Origin of the sequence: Aureimonas endophytica, assembly GCF_014642635.1 — a bacterium.
Classification (GTDB): Bacteria; Pseudomonadota; Alphaproteobacteria; order Rhizobiales; family Rhizobiaceae; genus Plantimonas; species Plantimonas endophytica.
This window is the reverse complement of the sequence record NZ_BMIQ01000005.1, coordinates 296,274-319,053: the sequence shown is the minus strand read 5'-3', so window position 1 is coordinate 319,053 and position 22,780 is coordinate 296,274. Positions and strand designations below refer to the sequence as shown.

The 22,780-nt window shown below is 70.7% G+C and carries 21 protein-coding genes and 1 pseudogene; 8 read left to right on the top strand and 14 right to left on the bottom strand.

Annotated elements, in window-relative coordinates; all coding sequences use genetic code 11:
- Positions 1 to 22 precede the first annotated feature (22 nt).
- The gene (locus IEY14_RS17120) at positions 23 to 781 is read right to left on the bottom strand and encodes an inositol monophosphatase family protein (protein ID WP_188910642.1); all 759 of its coding nucleotides are present in this window, start codon (positions 779 to 781) and stop codon (positions 23 to 25) included.
- On the bottom strand, positions 778 to 1,662 hold the full coding sequence (locus tag IEY14_RS17115) for a glycerophosphodiester phosphodiesterase family protein (protein ID WP_188910640.1): 885 nt from the start codon (positions 1,660 to 1,662) through the stop codon (positions 778 to 780). The genes IEY14_RS17120 and IEY14_RS17115 overlap by 4 nt, the downstream gene beginning before the upstream one ends.
- Before the next feature lie 270 nt (positions 1,663 to 1,932).
- Here IEY14_RS17115 and IEY14_RS17110 point away from each other — a divergent pair, with 270 nt between their 5' ends.
- Entirely contained in the window at positions 1,933 to 2,643 is a 711-nt protein-coding gene (locus IEY14_RS17110) for a pentapeptide repeat-containing protein (protein ID WP_373288998.1), read from the top strand.
- A 93-nt stretch (positions 2,644 to 2,736) separates the two neighbouring features.
- Here IEY14_RS17110 and IEY14_RS17105 read toward each other — a convergent pair whose 3' ends face one another.
- The 3 genes from IEY14_RS17105 to IEY14_RS17095 form a co-directional block, all read right to left on the bottom strand.
- Positions 2,737 to 4,053 carry an OmpP1/FadL family transporter gene (locus IEY14_RS17105; protein WP_244639532.1) on the bottom strand — a complete coding sequence of 439 codons (1,317 nt, stop codon included), beginning with the start codon at positions 4,051 to 4,053 and terminating at the stop codon, positions 2,737 to 2,739.
- 172 nt (positions 4,054 to 4,225) lie between these two features.
- Positions 4,226 to 4,873: a TetR/AcrR family transcriptional regulator gene (locus IEY14_RS17100; protein WP_188910636.1), complete on the bottom strand. Its 648-nt coding sequence runs from the start codon at positions 4,871 to 4,873 to the stop codon at positions 4,226 to 4,228.
- Positions 4,874 to 4,915: 42 nt separating this feature from the next.
- The gene (locus tag IEY14_RS17095) at positions 4,916 to 6,952 is read right to left on the bottom strand and encodes an NADH:flavin oxidoreductase (RefSeq protein WP_188910634.1); all 2,037 of its coding nucleotides are present in this window, start codon (positions 6,950 to 6,952) and stop codon (positions 4,916 to 4,918) included.
- 266 nt (positions 6,953 to 7,218) lie between these two features.
- Here IEY14_RS17095 and IEY14_RS17090 point away from each other — a divergent pair, with 266 nt between their 5' ends.
- Positions 7,219 to 7,899: a CHASE3 domain-containing protein gene (locus IEY14_RS17090; protein WP_188910632.1), complete on the top strand. Its 681-nt coding sequence runs from the start codon at positions 7,219 to 7,221 to the stop codon at positions 7,897 to 7,899.
- Between the two features lie 928 nt (positions 7,900 to 8,827).
- Here IEY14_RS17090 and IEY14_RS17085 read toward each other — a convergent pair.
- Both IEY14_RS17085 and IEY14_RS17080 read right to left on the bottom strand, forming a co-directional pair.
- On the bottom strand, positions 8,828 to 9,613 hold the full coding sequence (locus tag IEY14_RS17085; RefSeq protein WP_188910630.1) for an SDR family NAD(P)-dependent oxidoreductase: 786 nt from the start codon (positions 9,611 to 9,613) through the stop codon (positions 8,828 to 8,830).
- Positions 9,614 to 9,623: 10 nt separating this feature from the next.
- On the bottom strand, positions 9,624 to 10,796 hold the full coding sequence (locus IEY14_RS17080) for a zinc-dependent alcohol dehydrogenase (protein WP_188910628.1): 1,173 nt from the start codon (positions 10,794 to 10,796) through the stop codon (positions 9,624 to 9,626).
- Between the two features lie 183 nt (positions 10,797 to 10,979).
- Between IEY14_RS17080 and IEY14_RS17075 the strand changes: the two genes are divergently transcribed.
- On the top strand, positions 10,980 to 11,777 hold the full coding sequence (locus tag IEY14_RS17075) for a lytic transglycosylase domain-containing protein (RefSeq protein ID WP_188910626.1): 798 nt from the start codon (positions 10,980 to 10,982) through the stop codon (positions 11,775 to 11,777).
- A gap of 80 nt (positions 11,778 to 11,857) precedes the next feature.
- Positions 11,858 to 12,319 carry a hypothetical protein gene (locus tag IEY14_RS17070; protein WP_188910624.1) on the top strand — a complete coding sequence of 154 codons (462 nt, stop codon included), beginning with the start codon at positions 11,858 to 11,860 and terminating at the stop codon, positions 12,317 to 12,319.
- Positions 12,320 to 12,346: 27 nt separating this feature from the next.
- On the opposite strand, the gene IEY14_RS17065 is transcribed toward IEY14_RS17070, so the two are convergent.
- The 4 genes and pseudogenes from IEY14_RS17065 to IEY14_RS17050 all read right to left on the bottom strand — a co-directional run bounded on the left by IEY14_RS17065 (position 12,347) and on the right by IEY14_RS17050 (position 15,361).
- A complete protein-coding gene (locus IEY14_RS17065) occupies positions 12,347 to 13,027 on the bottom strand; it encodes a MarC family protein (protein WP_188910622.1) in 681 nt (226 codons plus the stop codon).
- Positions 13,028 to 13,153: 126 nt separating this feature from the next.
- A pseudogene (locus tag IEY14_RS25995) lies at positions 13,154 to 13,393 on the bottom strand (antitoxin Xre/MbcA/ParS toxin-binding domain-containing protein); the annotation flags it as partial.
- A gap of 43 nt (positions 13,394 to 13,436) precedes the next feature.
- On the bottom strand, positions 13,437 to 14,411 hold the full coding sequence (locus IEY14_RS17055) for a fatty acid desaturase (RefSeq protein ID WP_188910618.1): 975 nt from the start codon (positions 14,409 to 14,411) through the stop codon (positions 13,437 to 13,439).
- Positions 14,412 to 14,569: 158 nt separating this feature from the next.
- Positions 14,570 to 15,361, bottom strand: a complete 792-nt coding sequence (locus IEY14_RS17050; RefSeq protein WP_188910616.1) for a phosphate/phosphite/phosphonate ABC transporter substrate-binding protein — start codon at positions 15,359 to 15,361, stop codon at positions 14,570 to 14,572.
- A gap of 178 nt (positions 15,362 to 15,539) precedes the next feature.
- On the opposite strand from IEY14_RS17050, the gene IEY14_RS17045 reads away from it, so the two are divergent.
- Genes IEY14_RS17045 through IEY14_RS17035 form a run of 3 tightly spaced genes read left to right on the top strand, consistent with a single transcriptional unit; the run spans position 15,540 to position 19,809 of the window.
- A complete protein-coding gene (locus IEY14_RS17045) occupies positions 15,540 to 16,211 on the top strand; it encodes an ABC transporter ATP-binding protein (RefSeq protein ID WP_188910614.1) in 672 nt (223 codons plus the stop codon).
- Positions 16,208 to 18,742: an FtsX-like permease family protein gene (locus tag IEY14_RS17040; protein ID WP_188910612.1), complete on the top strand. Its 2,535-nt coding sequence runs from the start codon at positions 16,208 to 16,210 to the stop codon at positions 18,740 to 18,742. Before IEY14_RS17045 ends, IEY14_RS17040 begins: the two co-directional genes overlap by 4 nt.
- On the top strand, positions 18,742 to 19,809 hold the full coding sequence (locus tag IEY14_RS17035) for a lipocalin-like domain-containing protein (protein WP_188910610.1): 1,068 nt from the start codon (positions 18,742 to 18,744) through the stop codon (positions 19,807 to 19,809). Before IEY14_RS17040 ends, IEY14_RS17035 begins: the two co-directional genes overlap by 1 nt.
- A 7-nt stretch (positions 19,810 to 19,816) precedes the next feature.
- Here the strand turns inward: IEY14_RS17035 and IEY14_RS17030 are convergent, their stop codons facing one another.
- From IEY14_RS17030 to IEY14_RS17020, 3 genes are all read right to left on the bottom strand, one after another.
- Complete coding sequence (locus IEY14_RS17030; protein WP_188910609.1) at positions 19,817 to 20,857, bottom strand: 3'-5' exonuclease; 1,041 nt, start codon at positions 20,855 to 20,857, stop codon at positions 19,817 to 19,819.
- Positions 20,858 to 20,983: 126 nt separating this feature from the next.
- Entirely contained in the window at positions 20,984 to 21,730 is a 747-nt protein-coding gene (locus IEY14_RS17025) for a sulfite exporter TauE/SafE family protein (RefSeq protein ID WP_188910607.1), read from the bottom strand.
- Positions 21,731 to 21,915: 185 nt separating this feature from the next.
- Positions 21,916 to 22,338: a hypothetical protein gene (locus tag IEY14_RS17020; protein ID WP_188910605.1), complete on the bottom strand. Its 423-nt coding sequence runs from the start codon at positions 22,336 to 22,338 to the stop codon at positions 21,916 to 21,918.
- A gap of 154 nt (positions 22,339 to 22,492) precedes the next feature.
- Here IEY14_RS17020 and IEY14_RS17015 point away from each other — a divergent pair, with 154 nt between their 5' ends.
- Positions 22,493 to 22,720, top strand: coding sequence for a hypothetical protein (locus IEY14_RS17015; RefSeq protein ID WP_188910603.1), 228 nt, complete (start codon positions 22,493 to 22,495; stop codon positions 22,718 to 22,720).
- Positions 22,721 to 22,780 lie beyond the last annotated feature (60 nt).

Genomic DNA, 22,780 nt, shown 5'->3' with positions numbered 1-22,780 from the left:
GGCCTCGACGGCAGGGCTGCCGTCAGTCCGGTCGCGCCACGTCCAGCACCGCCGGCGTGCCGGCCCAGACGCCATAGGCGCCGGTCTCGAAGCGCCGCGTCGCCACCGTCAGGCCGGCCTCGCGGCAGAGGACCACGCCGCCCGCCATGTCCCACATCGTGGTCTGCGGCTGGATATGGCCGTCGAGCCGGCCGAGCGCGGCGAAGAGCATCGCCACCGAGGTGCAATGATAGGACTGGACGAACCAGCCGCCGCGCCGCAGCCTCGCATAGAGATCGATCATCGCCGGCAGATGGTCGTCGGCGCTGTCGCCGAGGGAGACGAGACCGAGGCTCGGCGGCCGGGCGCCGGTTTCGAGCGGCACGCCGTCCCGCGCGAGGCCGCAGCCGCGCGCGCCGGCCAGCGCCTCGCCGAGCACCGGGGCGCGCACGGCGCCGACCACCGGCTCGTCCGCCACGACATAGCCGAGCGAGACGCCCCAGAGCGGCGCGCCGGCGATGAAGTTCGAGGTGCCGTCGATCGGATCGACGATCCAGTAGCGCTCCGCCGCCTCGCCGCCTTCCTCCTCGCCGACGACGGATTCGCCCGGAAAGCGCTCGGCGATGAGGGCGCGCACCCGGCGCTCGACCGCGCGGTCGGCCTCCGGCACGAAGTCGCGCGGGCGCTTGGCGTCGATGCCGAGCGCGCCGCGCCGGGCGAAGAAGTCGAGCGCGAGGCTCGCCGCCTCCGCGACCACCGCCTCCGCCGCCGCCCTTCGGGCGAGAAGATCCTCGCGGCTCATCGCGCCGCGCCGCCGTGACGGGCGCCGAGCCAGGCGATCAGCGTCTCGGCGATGTCGGTCTGGATCGCGCCGACGCCGGCCTCGAGCAGTTCGCCCCAGACGCCTTCCGGATCGAGGAGGGCGCGCGTGTCGTTGAAGTCGAGGCAATGGGCGCAGTCGAGGCTGTTCACCCAGAGCCGGCTGTCGGCCGCGCTCCGCGCCGCGCGCGTCTCGCGCAACGCGTCGAGCCCGTCGAACTTGCATTCGATCATCGGCGGGGCGAGCCGGGCGACGGCCTGGACCTGCGCCGCCGCCTGCCCGGCGGTGAGCCGCAGGACCGGCATGAAGGGCACACGGCCGAAGAAATCCATGTCCTCCACCGGCTGGCGCGCGGCGAAGGGGTCGATCTCCGCCTTCACCACCACCTCGTCCGCCATGCCGAGATCGAGAACCAGCCGGCCGACGGCGGGCAGGTCGCGCGCATGCTTGGTGTCGATATTGAGGAGAATGCGGCCGCGCGCCGCTTCCAGCATCTCGGCAAGGCGCGGCAGGCGCTCCTCCGTCGCCTCTGCGCCCGGGCCGCCCTGGCCGGCGCGCAGGCGCAGCCCGCCGAGCGCCGCCTCGGTCAGCGCGGCGGCCGGGCCGACGGCCGTGGTCGTCCGGTCGAGCGTGTCGTCGTGCAGCGTGAGGAGGAGGCCCTCGTCGGTGGCCTGCGCGTCGAGCTCCATCATGTCGACGCCGAGCGCGACGGCGCGCTCCAGGGCGGCGAGCGAATTTTCCGGCGCCCGGTCGAAGACGCCGCGATGGGCGATGACGAGCACCTTCGGATTGGCGAGCGTCGCGGCTGCGGCGAGAGGCGAGGCGATCGCATCCGCGATCGGGCGCGGGCGGGAAAGCGGCATCGAGGAACCTGACGGGCGGGTGCGAGGGAGGCGCCGGCTCTCGCCCGGCGGAGGGGCGGAGCCCGCCGGACCCCGCCCCTCGGCGCGCCCATAATATGCCGAGGCCATCGCTTTTATGACGCCCGCTCCTTGCGGCGCTCGGCTGAACCGCTCGTCGCGGCCATTGCGGAGCGCGGCGCGGCGGATATCTAAGCTTGGAGACGAGCCGCGAAGGCGGCGGGGCGAGCGGGTGGCGGCATGGCGAGACCGAGACGCGACGGCCAAGACGGCATCGAGAGGCAGGGCGGGGCCGGCCGCCGCCTCGGCGGCGCGGCGCTCGCGCTGGCGCTGCTCTGCGGCGGGGCCGGGGTGGCGGGCGCCGCGGACTGCCGGAGCGGGGCCGAGGCCGAGCGCGACTGGAGCGGCTGCGACCGCAGCAATCTGATGCTGTCCGGCGCCGATCTCGAACGGGCCGATCTGCACGGCGCCGATCTCTCGCTGAGCGACCTGCGCGGCGCCAACCTGACCGGAGCCAATCTTCAGGGCGCCCGGCTGGCGCGCAGCTCGCTTGCCGGCTCCAAGGCCGACGGCGCGAATTTCGCACAGACCGAGGGCTATCGCACCAATCTCGCCAAGCTCGCGGCGAAGGGCGCGAGTTTCCGCAGCGCCGAGCTGCAACGCTCCAGCTTCAACGGCGCGGCGCTGCCCGACACGAGCTTCGAGAAGGCCGAGCTCGGCCGCGCCGACTTCTCCGGGGCGAGTCTGGCCAATAACAGCTTCGTCTTCGCCAATCTCGCCCGCGCCAGCTTCAAGGGCGCGAAGCTCGCGGGCAAGCTGGATTTCGGCGGCGCTTATCTCTTCCTGACGCGCATCGAGGGCCTCGACCTCTCCGGCGCGGCCGGGCTGACGCAGGCGCAGGTCGACATCGCCTGCGGCGACGGCGCGACGAAGCTTCCCGCCGGTCTCGCCATCCCGACCAACTGGCCCTGCCGCTTCGACTGACAGGGCGGCGTCATTGGCATCGTCCCGCTTCCCTGGCGGGATGACGCAGCCGAAACGGTGATGGCGGGCGACGCGGCCGGCGGCGGCTTCGCCTCAGAAGCGCCTGGCCGTCTTTCCCTCCGCGTCGAAGCGATAGGTGAGGCCGGCCGAGACCGTATCGACGCGCGCCTCGACATTGCCGACGAAGGGCAGGCCGGTGACGTAATGCGGGTTGCCGGCCGTCAGCTCGACATCGCCGTCGCCGACCGTGAAGATGTGCGAATAGGCGAGATCGACGGAGAGGTTCTCCGTCCAGCGATAGCCGAGGCCGACATTCAGATGCACGCGGTCGCTGTCCGGCAGGCGCAGGTCGCGGTTGGACGTGTCGATCGGCGACCATTCGTAGCCGGCGCCGGCCCGCACGGTCAGCGCGTCGTTCCAGCGATAGTCGGCCCCGACCGAGGCGTAGTAGCCGTCCTTGTACCGGAAGGGCAGTTCGGTCAGGGTCAGGCCGCGCGTCGGGCCGGACGTGCCGACGGCCGGCACCGACCCGAGCCGGCTCCAGTTCGTCCATTCGAAGCCGGCATTCAGGCCGAGATCGGGCGCGAGCGCCTGATGCAGGCCGACGGTCACCTGTTCCGGCAGGTCGAGAGCCGCCTCGACGGCATAGGCGCCGGCGGGCAGGCGGCCGACCGGCCCGCCAAGGGCCAGCGAGCCGCGCAGCGTCTCCGCCACCGAGGAGCGGAAGCCGACGCCGATCTCCGTGCCCTCCATCGGCTTCAGCGTCAGGCCGGCCGTCATGCCGATGCCCCAGTCGTCGCCGTCGAGCTTGGCGCTCGGCGCGCCGGGCAGCGGCGAGACGGCCTGCGACAGCTCGGTCTTGAAATAGACGGCGCGGATGCCGACGCCGAGCGACAGCCAGTCGTTCACCGCCAGGGCGGCGTTCGGATTGAGATCGAAGGAGCGCACCTCCGAGGCCCTGGCATAGATCTGGCCGGCATAGTCGTCCGGATAGGAGGTCGAGAGGCCGAAGGGCGAATTGGCCGCGAGCCCGACGAAGAGCCGGTCGCTCAACTGATAGCTGGCATAGCCGGAGGGCAGGGCCGCATCGCCGACGATGTCGCCGCTGGCCGCGCTGCCGCCGAAGCGCAGCAGGAGCGGGCTGGTGCCGGTGGCCGGAGTGACATCCGCGAAGGGGAAGAGGCCGGCGACGCCGGCTTCGACCTGGGCGCCGGGATTGCCGGTGAGCGTCGCCGGGTTCCAGTACATCGAGCCGAGGCCCGCCTCGCCGGCCGCGGCGCCGGCGAAGGCCTGACCCATGCCGATGGTGCTCTGCTCGCGCAGCAGGAAGCCGCCGGCCTCGGCCGCTTCCGCCGAGGCGAGCGCCATGACGCCCGCCGCCAGCACCATCCATCGCATGTCATGCCGCATGAAGACTTCCCCCTAAAGGCGCCGGGCGAAAGGCGATCGCGCCGGCGCCGCTGGAATCTAGCCGAGCCCTGCGGCGATCGGTAGCAAGGAAAGCATCGGCGCGCGGCTTTTTGCCGCTTCGTCACCACACTGTCTCCCGAAGGACACGCTCGCCAAGGTTGCGCCGCTCGGCTCAGGCGCCGGCTGGCAGCGGCGGGGCGGGGCGGCCCTGGCGCGCCGCGAAGCGGTCGAGCTCGCGCGGCTCGGCGGGGCGGCCGGTGAAGATCGCGACATAGTCTGGGATGCGGCCGAGGCGCGTGGCGATGTCCTCGCGCGCCTGCATCGAGATATAGCCGATCTGCACGAGATAGACGGTGCGCGCCCGGACATCCGCCGCCGTCTCGTCGAAGCCGAAGCGGGCGAACATCCGGGCGAGCGCCTCCAGCCGCTGCTGGTCGGCCGCCTGGACCTCGGCCAGCACCCCTGGCGACTGGAGCGCCCAGCTGCGGACGGCGAATTCGAAGGGCGCGTCGAACAGGTCCGCGTCCAGCCAGCAGTCGAAGACGTTCAGCATCGCCTCGGCGATCGACTCGGCATAGGCCTCGGCGCGCCGGACGATGGCGCCGGTGTTCTTCTCGCGCCAGCGCGCGACGAGGGCGGCGAGCAGCGCCTCGCGATCCTCGAAGAACCAGTAGAAGCTGGTGCGCGACAGGCCGAGCCGCTTGGCGAGCGGCACGATCTTCACGCCATCGACGCCGGATTCGAGCAGGAGGCCATAGGCGGCCTCCAGCCAGACCTCCGCCGAGCCGCGCCAGCCGGTGGCGGATGCGACCTCACTCATGCGCTTCCCCCCTTCGTTGCCCGAGGCGTCTTCGCCCGCCGCTCAGAAATCCTTGGCGAGGCGCAGCGCGTCGTAGATCGCGGCATGGGTGTTGCGGGCCGAGACCGCGTCGCCGATGCGGAAAAGCTGGAAGCGGCCCGCCGGATTGCCGACGATCGCCTGCGGCTCGCCGGCGACGAGCGCGTCGTAGGAGGTCTCGCCGAGATTGGAGGAGAGCGGCTTCAGCTCGAAATAGATGTCGTCCAGCGGGATCGTGCCGTGATTGACGACGATCTGGTCGTAGAGGCGCTCCTTCGCGACGCCGCCATAGTCGCTGCCGATCCGGGCGAGGAGGCGGTTGCCGCTCCGCTCCACCGCCTCCAGCCGGAAGGTGACGGTGAAGGTCGTATCGAGCTTCTGGAGGGCGCGCATGGAGGGCACGAGATTCATGCCCATCACCTCCGGCGCGAAGCTGCGGTCGGGCGTCATGATCTCCACCCGGGCGCCGGTCAGCGCGATGATCTCCGCCGCCTGGAGGGCGGCCGGATCGCCCGCGTCGTCGAAGACGAGGACGTCGGAGCCGGGCTTCACGTCGCCGGAGATGATGTCCCAGGCGGAGACGACGAGCTCGTTGCCGGCGGACAGGATCTCGGTATGCGGCAGGCCGCCGGTGGCGACGACGACGACGTCCGGCGCCTCGGCCTCGATCGCCGCGACATCCGCCCAGGTGTTGAAGCGGAAGGCGACGCCGTGCTTCTCGCATTGCCCCATGCGCCATTCGACGATGCCGAGCATTTCCCGCCGGCGCGGGCTCTGGGCCGTGAGGCGGATCTGGCCGCCGGGCTTGTCGGCCACCTCGAAGACGGTGACGCGATGGCCGCGCTCGGCGGAAACGCGCGCCGCCTCCAGCCCGCCCGGCCCCGCGCCGACGACGACCACGTTCCTCGGCCGGGGCGCGGGCGGCACGACATGCGGCATGGTCAGCTCGCGGCCCGTCGCGGCATTGTGGATGCAATAGGCCGCGCCGCCCTGATAGATCCGGTCGAGACAGTAATTGGCGCCGACGCAGGGGCGGATGTCGTCCTCGCGGCCCGCCATGATCTTCCGCACGATATGCGGGTCGGTCATATGGGCGCGCGTCATGCCCACCATGTCCACCTTGCCGCTGGCGATCGCGTGACGGGCCGTCGCGACGTCGGGGATCCTGGCGGCGTGGAAGGTCGGGAAGTCCGTCGCGGCGCGGATCTCGCCGGCGAAGTCGAGATGCGGGGAATTCGCCATGCCCTGGATCGGGATCACGTCGGTCAGCGCGGCATCCGTGTCGATATGGCCGCGCACGATATTGAGATAGTCGATGAGGCCGCTCGCCTTCAGCCGGCGCGAGATCTCGAAGCCGTCCTCGCGGGTGATGCCGCCCTCCACCGCCTCGTCGGCGCTGTAGCGCAGGCCCAGGATGAAGTCCGGCCCGACGCGCTCGCGGATCGCCCGCAGCACCTCCATGCCGAAGCGCATGCGGTTCTCCAGCGAGCCGCCATAGGGCGCGTCGAGATCGTTGGTCAGCGGCGACCAGAACTGGTCGAGGAGATGGCCATAGGCTTCGAGCTCGACGCCGTCCATGCCGCCGGCCCGCATGCGCTCGGCGGCGTCGGCATAGTCCTTGACGATCCGGGCGATGTCCCAGTCCTCGATCCGCTTCGGAAAGGCGCGATGGGCGGCCTCGCGCCGGTGTGAGGGCGCCACCACCGGCAGCCAGTCGCCCTTGTCCCAGCGCGTGCGCCGGCCGAGATGGGTGAGCTGGATCATCACCGCCGCCCCGGCCTCGTGCACCGCGTCGGTGAGTTCGCGGATCCAGGGCACGACCTCGTCCTTATAGGCGAGGATGTTGTTGAAGGCGGGCGGGCTGTCCTTCGCCACGGCGGCCGAGCCCGCCGTCATGGTCAGCGCGACGCCGCCCTTCGCCCGCTCCACCGTATAGGCGCGATAGCGCTCCTTCGGCATGCCGTCCTCGGGATAGGCCGGCTCGTGCGAGGTGACGATGATGCGGTTGCGCAGCGTCAGATGCTTCAGCTGATAGGGTTGCAGCAGGGGATCGTTGGACATCGCGGCACCTTCGGGTTGGGGCGGCTGCTTGAGGCTAGAAGAAAATGTACGGTACTGTCAATTTTCAAAACCTCGATGGCGCGGTTTGTGGACATATCTGTACATTCCCGTCGCCGATCGGAGGATCGCCGCTCGCGGGACCCTCTGCGGTTCTTGCCGCTTTCCGCCCGGCACGGCGGTTCCGCCGCGAAACCTGGCTTCGGGGATTTGACATCGGAAGCCGCCGTCCGATTTCGGCACTGAGCAAGCGGAGCGGAGGGCGGGGGATGGCGGATTGGTCGTGGCGGAGACTGCGTCGCGATGTCCTGACGACGCCCGTGCTCCTGCGCTCGATTCCCGTCGGCATCGTCATCGCCGCCGGCGTCCTCGCCACCGGCTGGACGCACAGCCTCCTCAGCCGGCACCAGGATCTCGTCGTCCATACGTTCGAGGTGATCGATACGACGAAGGACGTCCTGATCGGGCTCGACGATGCCGAGACCGGCCAGCGCGGCTATCTTCTCAGCGGCGACCGGCGCTATCTCGATCCCTATGACAAGGCGCTGGACCGGCTCGTCCGGCTGCGCGCGACGCTGAAGGACGGGATCGCCGACAGTGCCGATCAGGTCGCCCGCGTCGCGCGGCTGGACGGGCTGATCGACACCAAGCTCGGCGAATTGCGCGATTCGATCCGCCTTCACGACGACGAGGGCTTCGAGGCGGCGCGCCGGCGCGAGATCGCCATGATGGAACAGGCGACGATGGACGCCATCCGCCATATCATCGGCGACATCACGGAACGCGAAAAGGCGCTCCTCGCCGCCCGCCAGATCGAAGTCTCCCGCGACGAGCGCCGCATCCGCTGGGTTGCGGTTCTCATCGCCCTCGCCTCGTTCCTGACGCGGGCCGGAGTCGAGGTCTACCTTGCCAGAACCGCCCGCGCGACGGCGGCCCGGCCGGTTCGCTGAGAGGGGGGAGCGACGCGGCGAGGGGAGGTCGCGCTTTCTCTCCGAGAAGCGGCACGGCCGGAGAAGCAGGGGCGCCCTTCCTCTCCCCAGCGGGGAGAGGGTGGCCCGCAGGGCCGGGTGAGGGGCACGCGGCGGTGGAGATTGTCTAGAGGCCGTTCGGCTTCGCCGACCCCTCATCGCCTGCCGGCACTTCTCCCCGCAGGGGAGAAGAAAGCGGTGGGGCGGCTTCGTCCCTCAGGACACCGAAGAAGCTTCCTTGCGGGCAAGGCGCCACAGCACCACCGCGTCCCTCTCCCGAGTCGGGAGAGGGTGCCGGCAGGCGGGTGAGGGAGCCGTAGGGCGCACGCATCGGCGTCGCGTCGTGCGGACGCTGGTGCTCTACGTCTCCCTCATCCCGCTGCCGCGACCTTCTCCCGGCTCGGGAGAAGGAGGAAGCTTTGCGGCCTCCGCCTTATTCGGCGCTGAAGAAGCGGTTGATGCGAGCACCTCGGGCGAAGAACGGGCGCCCTTCCTCTCCCCTGCGGGGAGAGGGTGGCCGCGAAGCGGCCGGGTGAGGGGCATGCGGCGGTGGAGACTGGTGGACCGCCGTTCGGCTCCGCCGACCCCTCATCGCCTGCCGGCACTTGTCCCCGCAGGGAGAAGAATGCGGTGGCGCGGCCTCGTCTCGTAAGGCACCGAAGAAGCAGCCGATGCGAGCGAGCGCCGACGGTGCCACCGCGTCCCTCTCCCGAGCCGGGAGAGGGTGCCGGCAGGCGGGTGAGGGAACCGTAGGGCGCCAACGGTGGCGTCAGCCGATCGATGCGGACGCCGGCGCTCTACGGCTCCCTCATCCCGCTGCCGCGACCTTCTCCCGGCTCGGGAGAAGGAGGAGCTTTGCGGTCGCGTCCCTACCCGGAAAACGCCGATACACATGGCTCCCGGCGATCGGTCAGCTCTTCGCCGTTCCGGGAGCCGCCATCTTGCGGTGCTGCTCGGCGAGGAGGCCGGCGGGGGTGATGTTGGCGAGGGCCGCCTGCATCTTGTTCTTCCAGCCGGAGACGACGTCGCCTTCCTCGTTCATCATGGCCTCGAACCCGTCCTCGGCCACCTTGGCGGCGTCGTCCTTCTTCGCCTGGCCGACATCGCTGTCCATTAGGTCGCCGCGCCGGAAGAACTCGGTCTCGGTCGGGCCCGGCATCAGGCAGGACACCGAGACGCCCGTCTCCTTCAGCTCGTTGCGCAGCGCGAAGGCGAAGGAGTTCAGGAAGGCCTTGGTGCCGTTATAGACCGCCTGGAAGGCGCCGGGAATGAAGCCCGCGATCGAGCCGGTGATCAGGATGCGGCCCTCGCCGCGCGCGCGCATGTCGCGGCCGATGCGGTGGATCAGCCGGATCGTGCCGCTGACATTCGTCTCCACCACCTTCAGCGCGGCGTCGAGATCCTGGTCGAGAAAGCCCCGGCCGAGACCGCGCCCGGCATTGGCGAGAAGCGCGTCCACCGGCTGGCCGAAGGCCGTGACGGCGGCATAGAGGCGGTCGACGCCCTCGGCGGTGGCGAGATCGGCCTCCACCGCCTCGACGCGCGCGCCGAGCGCCTGGAAGTCGCGGGCCGCCTCGTGGATGCGCGGCTCGTCGGCCGCGACGACGAGGTCGAAGCCGCGTTCGGCGCAGATCCGCGCCAGATGGTAGCCGATGCCGGTCGAGGCTCCGGTGACGACGGCGAATTGACGGGTCATGATGGCGTCCTCAGGGCTTCAGGACGACTTTGATGCAGCCGTCCTTCTTGTCGCGGAAGGTCTTGTAGAGGTCCGGCCCGTCTTCCAGCGGCGCGGTGTGGGTGATGACGAAGGAGGGGTCGATCTCGCCCTTCTCGATCCGCTCCAAGAGCAGCGGCAGGTAGCGCTGCACCGGCGTCTGCGCCATCTTGAAGGTGAGGCCGCGATTGATCGCCGAGCCCATCGGCATCTTGTCGACGAAGCCGCCATAGACGCCGATGACGGAGACGATGCCGAAATTGCGGGTGCAATGGATCGCCTGGCGCAGGACATGCGGGCGCTCGGTGCCCATGAAGGTGGCGGTCTTGATGCGGTCGATGACGGAATCGAAGCTCGCCGTGCCGTCGGCCTCGGTGCCGACCGCGTCGATCGTCGCGTCGGCGCCGCGCCCGCCGGTCAGTTCCATGATGCGGTCGTAGACGTCCTCCTTGCCGAAATCGACCGGGATGGCGCCGGCCGCGCTCGCCATCGCCAGGCGCTCCGGCACCGTGTCGATCGCGATCACGCGCTCGGCACCGAGCAGGAAGGCGGAGCGGATCGCCATCTGGCCGACCGGGCCGCAGCCCCAGATGGCGATCGTCTCGCCGCCTTTGATCTCGCAGAAATCGGCGCCCATGTAGCCGGTGGGGAAGATGTCGGAGAGAAACAGCACCTGCTCGTCCGACAGGCCGTCCGGCACCTTGATCGGCCCGACGTCGGCATAGGGCACGCGGATATATTCGGCCTGCCCGCCGGCAAACCCGCCGAGGAGATGCGAATAGCCGAAGAGACCGGCCGGCGAATTGCCCCAGAGCTTGGCCGCCTTCTCGCGGTTCGGGTTGGAGCGCTCGCAGCCGGAGAAATAGCCACGCTGGCAGAAGAAGCATTCGCCGCAGGAGATGGTGAAGGGAATGACGACCCGGTCGCCGACCTTCAGCTTGGAGGCGGCGCCGGGCGCGACCTCCACCACCTCGCCCATCGCCTCGTGGCCGATGACGTCGCCATGCTGCATGGACGGAATGACGCCGTCATAGATATGAAGATCGGACCCGCAGATGGCGCAGGCCGTGACCTTGACGATGGCGTCGCGCGTGTCCTCGATCTTCGGGTCGGGAACGCTCTCGCAGCGCATGTCGCCCTTGCCGTGCCAAGTCAGTGCCCGCATCGTCCGCCCTCCTGTTGCCGGAGCGAAAGCCAAGGGGCGGCCCGTTGTTCCGAACCCGACATCCGGTCTTTTTTGCTAGCGAATCAAAGGGCTTAGTTGTCCAGCTATAGGTGTGTAGCCAACAATCGGCGAAGACGGCGCCCCGAGCCCCTGGAACGGCTCGTCCCGTCCGGCGCGCCCGGCATGCGGCAGGGCGGCGCCACGCCGGCCGCGAAAAGGACGAAATCGCCGGTCCTCGTCGGCGTCATCATGGTCCGCTTCGCCGCTCTCCTGCCACCGGCTCTCGCCCTCGTCCTCGTCCTGTCCGGCGGCCCGGTGGCGGCGCAGGAGCCGGCGCCGGCGCGCATCGGCGCGGCGAGCTTCGCGCGGGACACCTGCCGGGTGATCGCCGAGGAGGCGGGTCGGCGCGTCCTGCCTTCGTCCTTCTTCGCGCGGCTGATCTGGCGGGAAAGCCTGTTCAACCCGGCGGCCGTCAGCATCCGGGGCGCGCAGGGCATCGCCCAGTTCCTGCCCGGCACCGCCGCCGAGCATGGCCTTGCCGATCCCTTCGACGCCCCCGCCGCGCTGGCCGCCTCCGCCCGCTATCTGACGCTGCTGCGAACCAGGTTCGGCAGTCTCGGGCTCGCGGCGGCCGCCTATAATGCCGGCCCCGGCCGCATCGACGCCTGGCTCAAGGGCCAGGCGGCGCTGCCGCGCGAGACGGAGGACTACGTGCTCTGGATCACCGGCCATTCGGCGGCGGACTGGTCGGCCGCGAAGACCGAGCTCGCCTTGCTGCCCATCGCCGACGGCATGCCCTTCGCCAAGGCCTGCGAGAGGCTGGCGGCGCGCGGGCTGACGGCCAAGCTGCCCGACCATCCGCTCCGGGCCGCGGCGTGGCAGAAGATGTTCATCGCCGGGCTCGGCATCACGCAGGTCAAGGCCTCGAAACCCGGCCGCATCCGCGTCGTCATCGATGTCGGCCGCCACGGCGGGAAGTGAGGGCCGGCCGGTAGGCGGCCCCGCAAAGCACCGGCCGGCGCGCCTTCCGTGCCGCCTCCGCCCGGCTATAGTGCGCCCCCATGACACCTATGGCGTTTCGCGAGCGGCTGGCGGCACAGCGCGCCGGACGGGACTGGGACCGGCAGCTCGCCGAGAGGGCGCGCGCGGCGCTCCTGCGCTCCTGCCGGCTGCTGCAAGGCCTTTCGCCCTATCCCCACGTCTTCAGACCCGGCGCGCAGCTGCGGTTCTTCGAGGCCTCGCCCCTGCACTTCGCCCTCCTCGCCCGGCTGGACGACACGGACGCCGCCGAGGACAGTATCGGCGCGATGCTCACCGAGGACTGGCTTCCCTGGCTGGAGGCCGTGGCCGAGCTTCACCAGTTCGGTCTCATCGAATTGCATTTCGGCTGGCAGGGGCAGCAATGGCTGCGGCTGACGGCGCGGGGGCGCGGCCTGCTCGCGGAACGAGCGGCGCCGGACAAGGACGTGGCGGCCGCCGCGCCTCCGCCGGAGGCCGGCCGCAGCGAGGCCCTGCCGTCCTGAAGGCCGCCGAAGCACCGCCTTCTCGCCTCAGGCCGCCGGTCGGAAGATGGTCGCGGCGGCGTCGGCCGCGCCGTTGAGGATGATCTGGATGCCGATGCAGAGCAGCAGGAAGGCGGCGAGACGGCTGACGATCTGCGTGCGCGCTCGGCCGAGAAAGCCGACCACCGTATCGGCGAAGTGATAGGCGACCCAGACGAGCGCCGCGACGGCGAGCGCCGCCAGCGAGGTTCCGGCGAGAAAGGCGGCGAATTCGGCATTGGGCGCGGGGCGCGTCGAGCCGAGGGCGATGGCGACGGAGATCGTGCCGGGGCCGGTCGTCATCGGCATGGTCAGCGGAAAGAAGGCGACGTCGTCGGCATGCATCGCCTCGCCCGCCTGGTTCTCCTTGCGCTCCTGGCGCTGTTCGGGCGTCGAGAGCATCGACCACGCCGCCGCCGCGACGACGAGGCCGCCGGCGATGCGCAGCGCCGCGAGGGTGATGCCGAAGAAGTTCAGCACATAGACGCCGATCCACAGGGCGCTCAGCATCACGATCGCCGCATAGGCGCCGATGCGGCGAGCGAGCCCCAGGCGCTCCTCGTGGCTGCGCTCGGCCGTCAGCTGGCGGAAGATCAGGGCGCCGCTCAGCGGATTGACGATGGAGAACAGCGCCGAGAAGGCGAGCAGGAAGGACTGGGCGAAATGGGTGCCGAAATTGGGAAAGTCCACCGCTCGAATCGCTCGCCGCCCGCCGCGCCGACCGGAGCCTGCATGGCGCCCGGCCGCAAGGCAATGGCCGGGCCGGATGCGATTAAGTCCGCGATCCCGCTCGGGTTCGGCCGGGCTGTCGCGTCCTCACGCGGCGCTGCCATGGCATAGCCGGCCGAGACAGCCGAGCACGGCTTCGGCGCCGCCCTCGCTCGCGAGGATGACATCGATCGGTCGACGATCGGCCAGCATCGCATGAGGGCGGAGCAGGAAGTCGCGCGCCTCGACCTCGCTTCGCCAGACCTCCAGCGCCAGCGTCCAGACCCGGGCGAGGCGCATGGTCTCGTCCGAAGACAGGTTCTGCGGCTCGGCGATCGCGCTCGGGACGGACATGACGGAGTTCCGGTTCGACGGATCTCCGATCCTTCCTTCAATCGAGGCTGGGGACAAGACCTCGGGGGAAGGGCGCGGGGGCGCGGTCCGGGGCCGGCGTCTCCCGGGCGGTTGCCTTAAGCGGCGGGAAGAGCGGCTCGTCATGGGGGCGGAGCGCGAAGCGGCGCAGGATGTCGAGATAGCCGTCATAGACGAGGCCGCCATTGTGGCGGACCAGCGCCTCGCGCTCGGCCCGATAGAGCTCCGGCAGGCGATACCAGGGAACGGCCGGGCGCAGATGGTGCAGGACGTGGAGATTGTTGTTGAGGAAGAGGAGGCCGAAGAGGCCCGCCCGCTCGACCACCGCCGTCCGCTCCGCCACCGCGTCCGACCAGCGATGCTCGGCGAAGGAGCGCAGGCGGCCGAGCGCGGCGCCGGCATAGACGAAGGCCAGCGCATAGACGGAGAGCGGCATGGCGCAGACGAGATGCAGCCAGGCGAGCACCGGTAGGAGGCTCGCCAGATGCCGGACCCAGACGCCGAGCCGCCACCGCTCGCCGCGCGCCAGCGCCGCCGCCTCGCTGGCGAGGAAGCCGAGGATCATCACCAGCGGCCCGAGCGCCAGCCGGCCGAGCAGCGTGTTGTTGAACCGCGCCAGGGCGCGGCCGACCGGGCCGAGCCGCGCCCAGACCTCGCCCGTCAGATAGGCCGATTCCGGGTCCTCGATCGGGTCGGTCAGGCTCTCGTCGCGATGGTGGCACATATGGCTCTTCTTGTAGAGCCGGTAGGGCAGCCAGAGGCTGAGCGGCGCCGAGCCGACGAGATCGTTCAGCCGGCGGTGGCGCGTCGGATGGCCATGCATCACCTCGTGCTGCAGGGAGCCGTGCCAGGCGACCAGCCAGCCGCCGACCAGCATCAGGAGCGGCCAGGGCAGGGCGGCCCAGAAGAAGGTCGTGGCGAGCCAGCCGCCATGGATGACGACGGCCAGGATCGCCGTCGGCCATTCGATCGCCCCGTGTCGCCTCGTCGCCATCCTTCGATCCCCGTGCCTGTCGGGGCCGATGATAGATCAGTCCATAGTGCCGATAGAGAGATGTATGCCTCGCCGCCGGCATCCTCCGTAGATCGCCGTTGCGTTTCGTCTCGGTCGCGCGGAACGGCCTTGCGCGGGCCGGTGGGAGGGGAGGCGGCTCAGAGCCGGACGAGACCGGAACGCGCCGCCGCGTCCTCCATCCAGAGGATCGCGTCATAGGCGGCGAGCGGTAGGATCTCGACGCCCTTCAGCCGCATCGCCCGGCGGGCGGGCGCCAAAGCGGGGTCGCGGATGCAGTCGAGAAGACCCTCCCGCAGGCGCGCCAGTGCCTCCGGCGCGGTGTCGGCGGCGGTGACGAAGGGCAGAGCCGGGGCGGCGGGCGTCTCGCAAAGCACCCGCAGCGGCGCATCCGGATGGGCGTCCCGCCAGAGGGCGAGCGTCACGGCGTCGATCGCGGCGGCGTCCGCCCGGCCCGCCAGCACGGCTTCGATCGCGCCATGATGCGAACCGGTCTCGATGGCTCCGCCGAAGAAGGCCGGCCCGCGCGCCAGCGGCGCGATCGCGGCGCGCAGCGCATGGAAGCCGGACTGCGAATCCGGCCCGTTATAGGCCGCGATCTTTCCCGCGAGATCCTGAGGGCGCCGCGCCGGATCCACCGCCCGCACGACGACGGCGCTGCGATAGAAGGGTCCCTCGCAGCCCGGCGCATCGTAGACGGGCGTCGCGACGAGCGTCACCCGGCCGGCCAGCGCATGGGTCAGCGGATAGCCGCAGGTCTGCGACAGGAGCAGCGCCGGGTCGTTCCAATGGGGATAAAGATCGCCGGGCACCGTCCATTCCGGCGCGAAGCCGGCGCGCCGCAGCCCCGCGAGGAGACCGGCCGCGAAGGCGTTGAGCGCGCCTTCGGGCGGGGCATACATCGGCAGGGAGACGAGGCGGCGGACGGACATGGCGGGCGACGCTCGATGCGGCGTGCGACCAGCATAGAGGTCCGCTGCGTCCGGCGGATAGAGGCGGGCCGGTGCAGGGCCGGGACCCGGCTCGCGACTTAGGCGAAACGCCGCGTTGACGAGGCGGCCCTGGCGGCCGATCTCGCAGCGCAGCAGCAGGCGACATGCGGATGGCCCCTTGATCTCTCCCCTCCCGATCCTCGACGTCAGGGCGCTCGCCAAGTCCGTCGAAAGCCGGCAGCTCTTCGCCGATCTGTCGCTCGCGGTCGCGGGCGGCGAGCTGGTGGCGATCCTCGGCGAGTCCGGCGTCGGCAAGTCGACGCTCCTCAACATCCTGGCCGGGCTCGACACGGGCGATGCCGGCGAGGTGCGGGTCGAGGGCGTCGAGCTCGACGCGCTGGACGAGGTGCGGCGCACGCGGCTGCGGCGCGAGCGGATCGGCTTCGTCTTCCAGGCCTTCCACATCCTGCCCTATCTGACGCTGCGCCAGAACGTGGCGCTGCCGCTGGCGCTGGTGTCGAGCCGGGCGCGCGAGATCGACGCGCGGGCCGATGCGATGCTGGCGGCGGTGGGGCTCGGCGCGCGGGGCGAGAGCTATGCGCGCGACCTTTCCGGCGGGGAATTGCAGCGCGTCGCCATCGCCCGCGCCCTGGTGCACGAGCCGGCGCTCATCCTCGCCGACGAGCCGACCGGCAATCTCGATCCCGAAACGGCGCGCGGCGTCCTGCGCCTCTTCGCCGAGGCGGTGCGGAACAGGGGCGCCGCCGCCGTGATCGTCACCCATTCGGCGGCGACGGCCGAGATCGCCGACCGCGTCCTGACGCTGACGGCGAAGGGCCTCCGGCCATGATCGCGGCGAAGAGCGATGTCGTCGCGGCTCGGCTGGCGCTCGGCTGGATGATCGCCGGGGAGGGGCGGGCGCATTGGCCGCGCTTTCTCGCGACGGTGGTGGCGATCGCCATCGGCGTCGCGCTCGGCTTCGCCGTCCATCTCGTCAACGGCTCGGCGCTCGCCTCCTTCGACACGGCGGTGCGCGGCGTCAACGGCGCGGCCGACCTGTCGGTGCGCGCCGCGAGCCCGCTCGGCTTCGACGAGGCGCTCTATCCGCGCGTCCTCCAGGCGCCCGGCATCGGCAATGCGAGCCCGGTCGTGCGGCTCGACGCCACCGCGAAGGGCGCCGCCTTCACCCTTCTCGGCCTCGATGTCATCCGGGCGGCGAATGTCTCGCCGAGCCTCGTCGGGCGCCGCGCCATCGGCCCCGATGCCGGCGACGAGGGCGTTTTCCAGGCCGATGCGCTCTATCTGTCGCGCGCCGCCCAGGCCGCGACCGGCGCCGCCATCGGCGAGCGGCTGGAGGTCACCGCCCATGGCCGCACCGTGCCCCTGGTGCTGGTCGGCATTCTGGCCGGCGTGCCGGAGGGCCAGGCGATCGGCACGGTCGACATCGCGACGGCGCAATGGCGCTTCGACCGTCTCGGCCGGCTCGACCGGCTGGACCTGAAGCTGACGGACCGGGAGGCGGCCGAACCGGCGCTGCGCGCCCTGATCGGCCGCACCGCGCTTCTCGGCGATGCCGAGACGGAGGTGGCGCAGGGCAGCGCCCTGTCGCGCGCCTACCGGGTCAATCTCGACATGCTGGCGCTGGTCGCGCTCCTCACCGGCGCCTTTCTCGTCTTCTCCGCCCAGTCGCTCTCGGTGGCGCGGCGGCTCCGGGCCTTCGCGCTGGTGCGCACGCTCGGCCTGCCGCGCGGCGGCATCGTCGCCGTCGTCGCGATCGAGGGCTGCCTCATCGGCATTCTCGGCTCCGGGCTCGGCCTCCTTCTCGGCTACGGCCTCGCCAGCCTCGTGCTCGGCCTCTTCGGCGGCGATCTCGGCGCCGGCTATTTCTCGGGCACCGCGGCGCGCGTCGCCTTCCAGCCGCTGGCGGCGGCGATCTTCTTCGTCCTCGGCGTCGCGGCGGCGATGCTCGGCAGCATCCTGCCGGCCCGGGCCGCCTCCAAGGCGGCGCCGGCCGCCGCGCTGAAGAACAGCGGCGACGTGCTCGACCCGCGCCGTCCCGTGCCCTGGAAGCCGGCGCTGGCCCTTGTCGGCGCCGGCATCCTCGCCTGTCTCGCGCCGCCGCTCGGCGGCCTGCCGATTCTCGGTTTTCTCGGCATGGCGCTGCTTCTCGCCGGCGGCGTCGCCGGCGTGCCCTGGCTCGCCCGGCTGATCCTCGCGCCGCTCGCCCGCCGGCCGATGCGGCGCGTGCCGCCGCTTCTCGCCACCCGCCATGTCCACGGCGCGCCCGCCCAGGCGGCGACGGCGCTTTGCGGCATCGTCGCCAGCACGGCGCTGATGATCGCCATGGCGACGATGGTGACGAGCTTTCGCGGCGCGGTCGACGAATGGCTCGGCGAGGTCCTGTCCGCCGATCTCTATCTGCGGAGCGAGGGCCGGGCGAGCTTCGATCCGGCGCTCCAGGCCCGGCTCGAAGCGGTGCCGGGCGTCGCGGCGATCTCCTTCAGCCGGCAGATCCCGCTGACGCTGCGGCCGGACCGGCCGCCCGTCGTGCTGCTGGCGCGGGCGATGCCGGCCGACCGGCCGGAACGGCTGCTGGTGCTGATCGACCGGGCCGGGACGCTGCCCGGCGACGCGGTGCCGGTCTGGGTGTCGGAACCCGCCGCGCGACTCTACGGCTGGCGTGTCGGCGAGCGGATCGAGCTGCCGCTCGGCGGGAGCGCGCGTTTCGCGGTCGCCGGGATCTGGCGCGACTATGCCCGCCAGCAGGGCGCGCTGGTGCTGCGGGACGCGGACTATACGCGCCTCACCGGCGATGCCACGCGCGACGAGGCGGCGGTGATGCTTCGGCCGGGCACTGACGCGGCGACGGCCGAGCGCGATCTCGTGGCGGCGCTGCCGGCCGAATTGCGCGGCACCGTGTCCCTGGCGCGCCCCGCGACGCTGCGCCGCTTCGCGCTCGACCTCTTCGACCGGTCCTTCGCCGTGACCTATCTCCTGGAGGCGGTGGCGATCCTCGTCGGCCTCGCGGGCGTCGCCGCCACCATGTCGTCGCAGACCATCGCCCGCGTCCGCGAATTCGGCATGCTGCGCCATCTCGGCGTCGAGAAGCGGCAGATCCTCGGCATGCTCGGGCTGGAAGGCGCGCTGATCGGCGCCGTCGGCGCGGTGGCGGGCGTCGCGCTCGGCCTCGCCCTCAGCCAGGTGCTGATCCATGTGATCAATCCGCAATCCTTCAACTGGACGATGTCGACGCGCTTGCCCTTCGGAACGATCCTCGCCGTCACCGCCGCGCTCGTCGCGGCCGCCGCCGGCACGGCGATGCTGGCCGGGCGCCGCGCCGTGGCGCCCGCCGCCGTTCTCGCCGTGCGGGAGGACTGGTGATGCGCCGTCTCCTCGCGCTCCTCCTCGTTCTTCTCGGCGCCCTGCCGGCGCTTGCGGCCGACATCGCCTATCCCGTGGTGAAGCCCGGCGTCGCGCTCGCCTTTCCGGCCGATCACGGCGCCCATCCCGCCTTCCGCACCGAATGGTGGTACGTCACCGGCTGGCTGCGTGGCGAGGACGGGCGCGATCGCGGCTTCCAGGTGACGTTCTTCCGCACGCGGCCGGCGGTCGATCCGGACAATCCCAGCCGCTTCGCGCCGAAACAGGTGCTCTTCGCCCATGCGGCTCTGTCCGACCCGGCGGTCGGCCATCTGCTTCATGGCGAGCGCGCCGCCCGCGCCGGCTTCGGCATCGCCGAGGCGGCCGAGGGCGATGCCGCCGTTTCGATCGACGACTGGCGGTTCCGCCGCGAGGCGGACGGGCGCTTCACCACCCGCGTCGCGGCGCCGGACTTCGCCCTCGATCTCGGCTTCGCGCCAAGCCAGGAGGTCTTTCTCCAGGGCGAGGGCGGCTATAGCCGCAAGGGCCCCGACCCGGCCGATGCCAGCCACTATTATTCCATGCCGCACCTGAAGGTGACGGGCAGCGTCTCCCAAGGGGGACGGACGGTGGCGGTCACCGGCGAGGCGTGGCTCGACCGCGAATGGTCCTCCAACTACCTCGCCACGGACGCGGCGGGCTGGGACTGGACCGGGCTCAATCTCGACGATGGCGGGGCGCTGATGGCCTTCCGCATCAGGGGCCGGGACGGCGGCACGGTCTGGGCCGGCGGCTCGCTGCGCCGGGCGGACGGCAGCATCACCCGGCTCCGGCCGGAGGACGTGCGCTTTAAGGTGACGCGGCAATGGCGCTCGCCGGCGACAAACGCCCTCTATCCGGTCGGCCAGACGCTCAGCGTCACGCTGCCGGAGGGCGTGCGCGACTTTCCCCTCGACCCGCTCTTCGACGCGCAGGAGCTCGACGGGCGGGGCAGCGGCCTGCCGGTCTATTGGGAGGGCGCGGTGCGGACCACCGGCGGCAAGGGCTATCTCGAACTCACCGGCTATGCCTCGGCGCTGAGCCTCTGACGGCGCCTCAGCCGCGATAGCGCTCGAAGGCGGTCAGCCAGCGCAGGTGCGGCTCGAGATCCATGCGGGTGCCGTAGACCTCTTCCTTGAGGAAGGCGAGTTCGGCCTCGACGCCGTCCTCTTCCACCTCGCGCCACCAGCTCTTCGGCATGTCGCCGGTGCCGTCGCTCCAGCGATAGCCGCGCGTCTTCAGCTTGTCCTTGTGATGGAAGGGGGCCGCCTCGGCGAAGACGCGGCAGCGCCGCTTGGCGGCGGAGGCGCGCAGCGCCAGGAAGGGCGGCGCCTCGCCCGCCGGGCCGGGCCGGGCGAGAACGGCGAGCAGCGCGTGGCAGTCGTCGACGGCGCGATGGCCGTTGTGGAACCAGCCGCACTGGCCGACGAGATAGCCGAGCTTCGAGCCCTCGAAGCCGCGCCCCGCCCAGTCCACCTCCGCCACCGAACAGGCCCAGGGCTTGGCGGCGAAGGCCGGCAGCAGCCCCTCGCAGAAGGGCCGGTCGAAGCGGGCATTGTGGGCGATGAGGAGATTGGCCGGGGCGATGAAGCGGGCAACGGCGTCGAGATCGATCGACTGCCCGGCCACCATCTCCGGCGTGATGCCGGTGATGCGGGTGATGTCCGGCCCGAAGGGGACGCCCGGCTCGCGCAGCGCGTTGAAGACGCCGACGACCTCGCCGATGCCGGACTCGTCGTAGAGGAAGGCGACCATGCCGAGCTCGATGATCTCGTCGCGGCCATGGTCGAGCCCGGTCGTTTCCGTGTCGAGGACGATGCCGAGCCGGGTGCCGCTGGCGCTCGGCGCCGCGCCCGCCGGCCAGAGCTCGGCGGCCACCGGCCGGGGCTCCAGGCGGCGCAGCACGCGAAACCGGCCGCTCGCCTCCAGACGCTCGGCGAGCGCCTCCTCGTCCGGCGCCGGCCGGGGCTGGGCGGCGCCGCGCCCGCCGCGCTTGACCGCCCGCGCGCCCGCTGCCGCCCGGCCGCGCGCCTTCGCCGCCGCCGGGGCGCCGTCGATCGCGAAAAGGTCGATCTGCGAGGGACTGTCGATGCGCATCCGAACCGTTCTTCGCCCGCTCCCTTGCGATCGGGAGCCCTGCCGCAAGCCTTCAGCCTAGCACGCCGCGCGGCGGCGGGATGCGGGGCACCGGGTTTTCCACGGCTCGATGGAAGGGCGCCGGCGTCAGACCAGCGCGCGCGCCGTCATTTCGAGGCCGAGCAGCAGCAGGCCGACGAGAAACACGCGCCGGAAGACCGCCGGGCTGATGAAGGCGCGGACGATCTGGCCGGCGCCCATGCCGACAAGGGCCGGAAGGACGAGCAGCGCCGAGGCGAGCCAGCCGGTGCCGGGCGCGGCGCCCTGCCAGAGAAGCCCCGCCGCCAGCGCGAAGGTGGAGACGGTGAAGGAAAGGCCCAGCGCCTGGACGAGCGTGTCGCGCTCGAAGCCCAGCGACTGGAGATAGGGCACGGCCGGAATGACGAAGACGCCGGTGGCGCCGGTGACGAGGCCGGTCGCCAGCCCGACCAGCGGCGAGGCGATGCGCTCCCAGGCCGCCGGCACCCGCCAGGGCCGGGCGAGAAGCGTGACGGCGGCATAAAGGACGAGCGCGAGGCCGAGCGCCGTCGTCGTGGCCCGGCCGTCGCCGCCGGCGAGAATGGCGGACCCCGCCAGCGTGCCGAGGACGATCGCCGCCATCATCGGCCAGAGCCGGCGCGAAAGAGCCGAGACGCTCGGCCCGGCGAAGAGCTGCCAGAGATTGGTGACCGAGGACGGCACGATGAGAAGGCTCGCCGCCGCCAGCGGCGAGAGGACGGCGCCGAGCACGCCCATGGCGACGGTCGGCAGGCCCATGCCGGTGACGCCCTTGACGAGCCCGGCGACGAAGAAGGTGGCGACGACGAGGGCGAGGGTGGCGGGGCTCAGGTCCATGCCGCCAGAGGACCCGCTTCGCCGCGCCGATGCAACCTGAGCCGTTCGGCGAAACGGGCGAGACGGGCGTCGGACGGGGCAGGGAGCGGAGCGGCGAAGCGCTTGCCCGCTGCGCTCAGTACGGCGGTTATCACCGCAAGATCAATCAGATGTGCAAGTTGCATAAGATGCGTTATGGAACTATCCTACTTCAATTCGTACTTTGCGAATGCTGAGATAAAGCGGTTGTAAGCGTCCGTTCCCTTGAACGAGCCTAGCTTCATATCGAGTTCGGCGATCTGCTTGTTGATGATTTCGGCAGCCTTGGCCTTTTCTTCAGGAGTAAGATTCGTCGCCTCCTGCGAAGCTCTGAGGCGCTCCTCAGTGTTAACACGTTTCGCCGCAACCGGCTCAATTGCTGTGCCTGCAACGCCTCTTTCAACCGCCGCAAGCACCTCTGAGTTGAGTTTGGAAAGAGCAGGACTTATCCGAACTCCTTTACCATTGCCCGCTCCGTCAACCGCAACAACAATGCCCCTCTCCCAATCGGGATTGATGTGAGTATTAAATTTATGCCGTAACGACATGCTTGTCGTGTTGGATGTGATTCCACCTGCTGGTCCCGACATTGTACACCTCTTGTCTTGGCCGAAGCATTTTTCTCCATAAGGCTTGCTTCAAGCCTTCGGCTGCGGCGGTGTATGGATCAAGACATTTGCACAAAACCCAAGCCGCTGATTAGTATTCGCTTTTCTCTTGTGGAATAACAGGCATGACGAAAACATGACCGAGCGTCTCGAACAGGCGGTTCAGATCGCCCGTACCCTCTCCCCTGAAATGCCGGACGATATTGCCCACATGGTGCTGGCCTATGCCAGCCATGACAAGGCGGTCTATCAACTGACGTCAGAGGAAGAAGCCGACCTGATCGAGGCCGAAGCCGAGATCGAGCGCGGCGAGATCGCGACCGATGCCGAGGTCGAAGCGGTGTTTTCGACATACCGCCTTTGAAACTGCGATAGAACAGCGCCGCCCTCTACCGGATCGACGCCGCCATATCCTTTCTCGAAG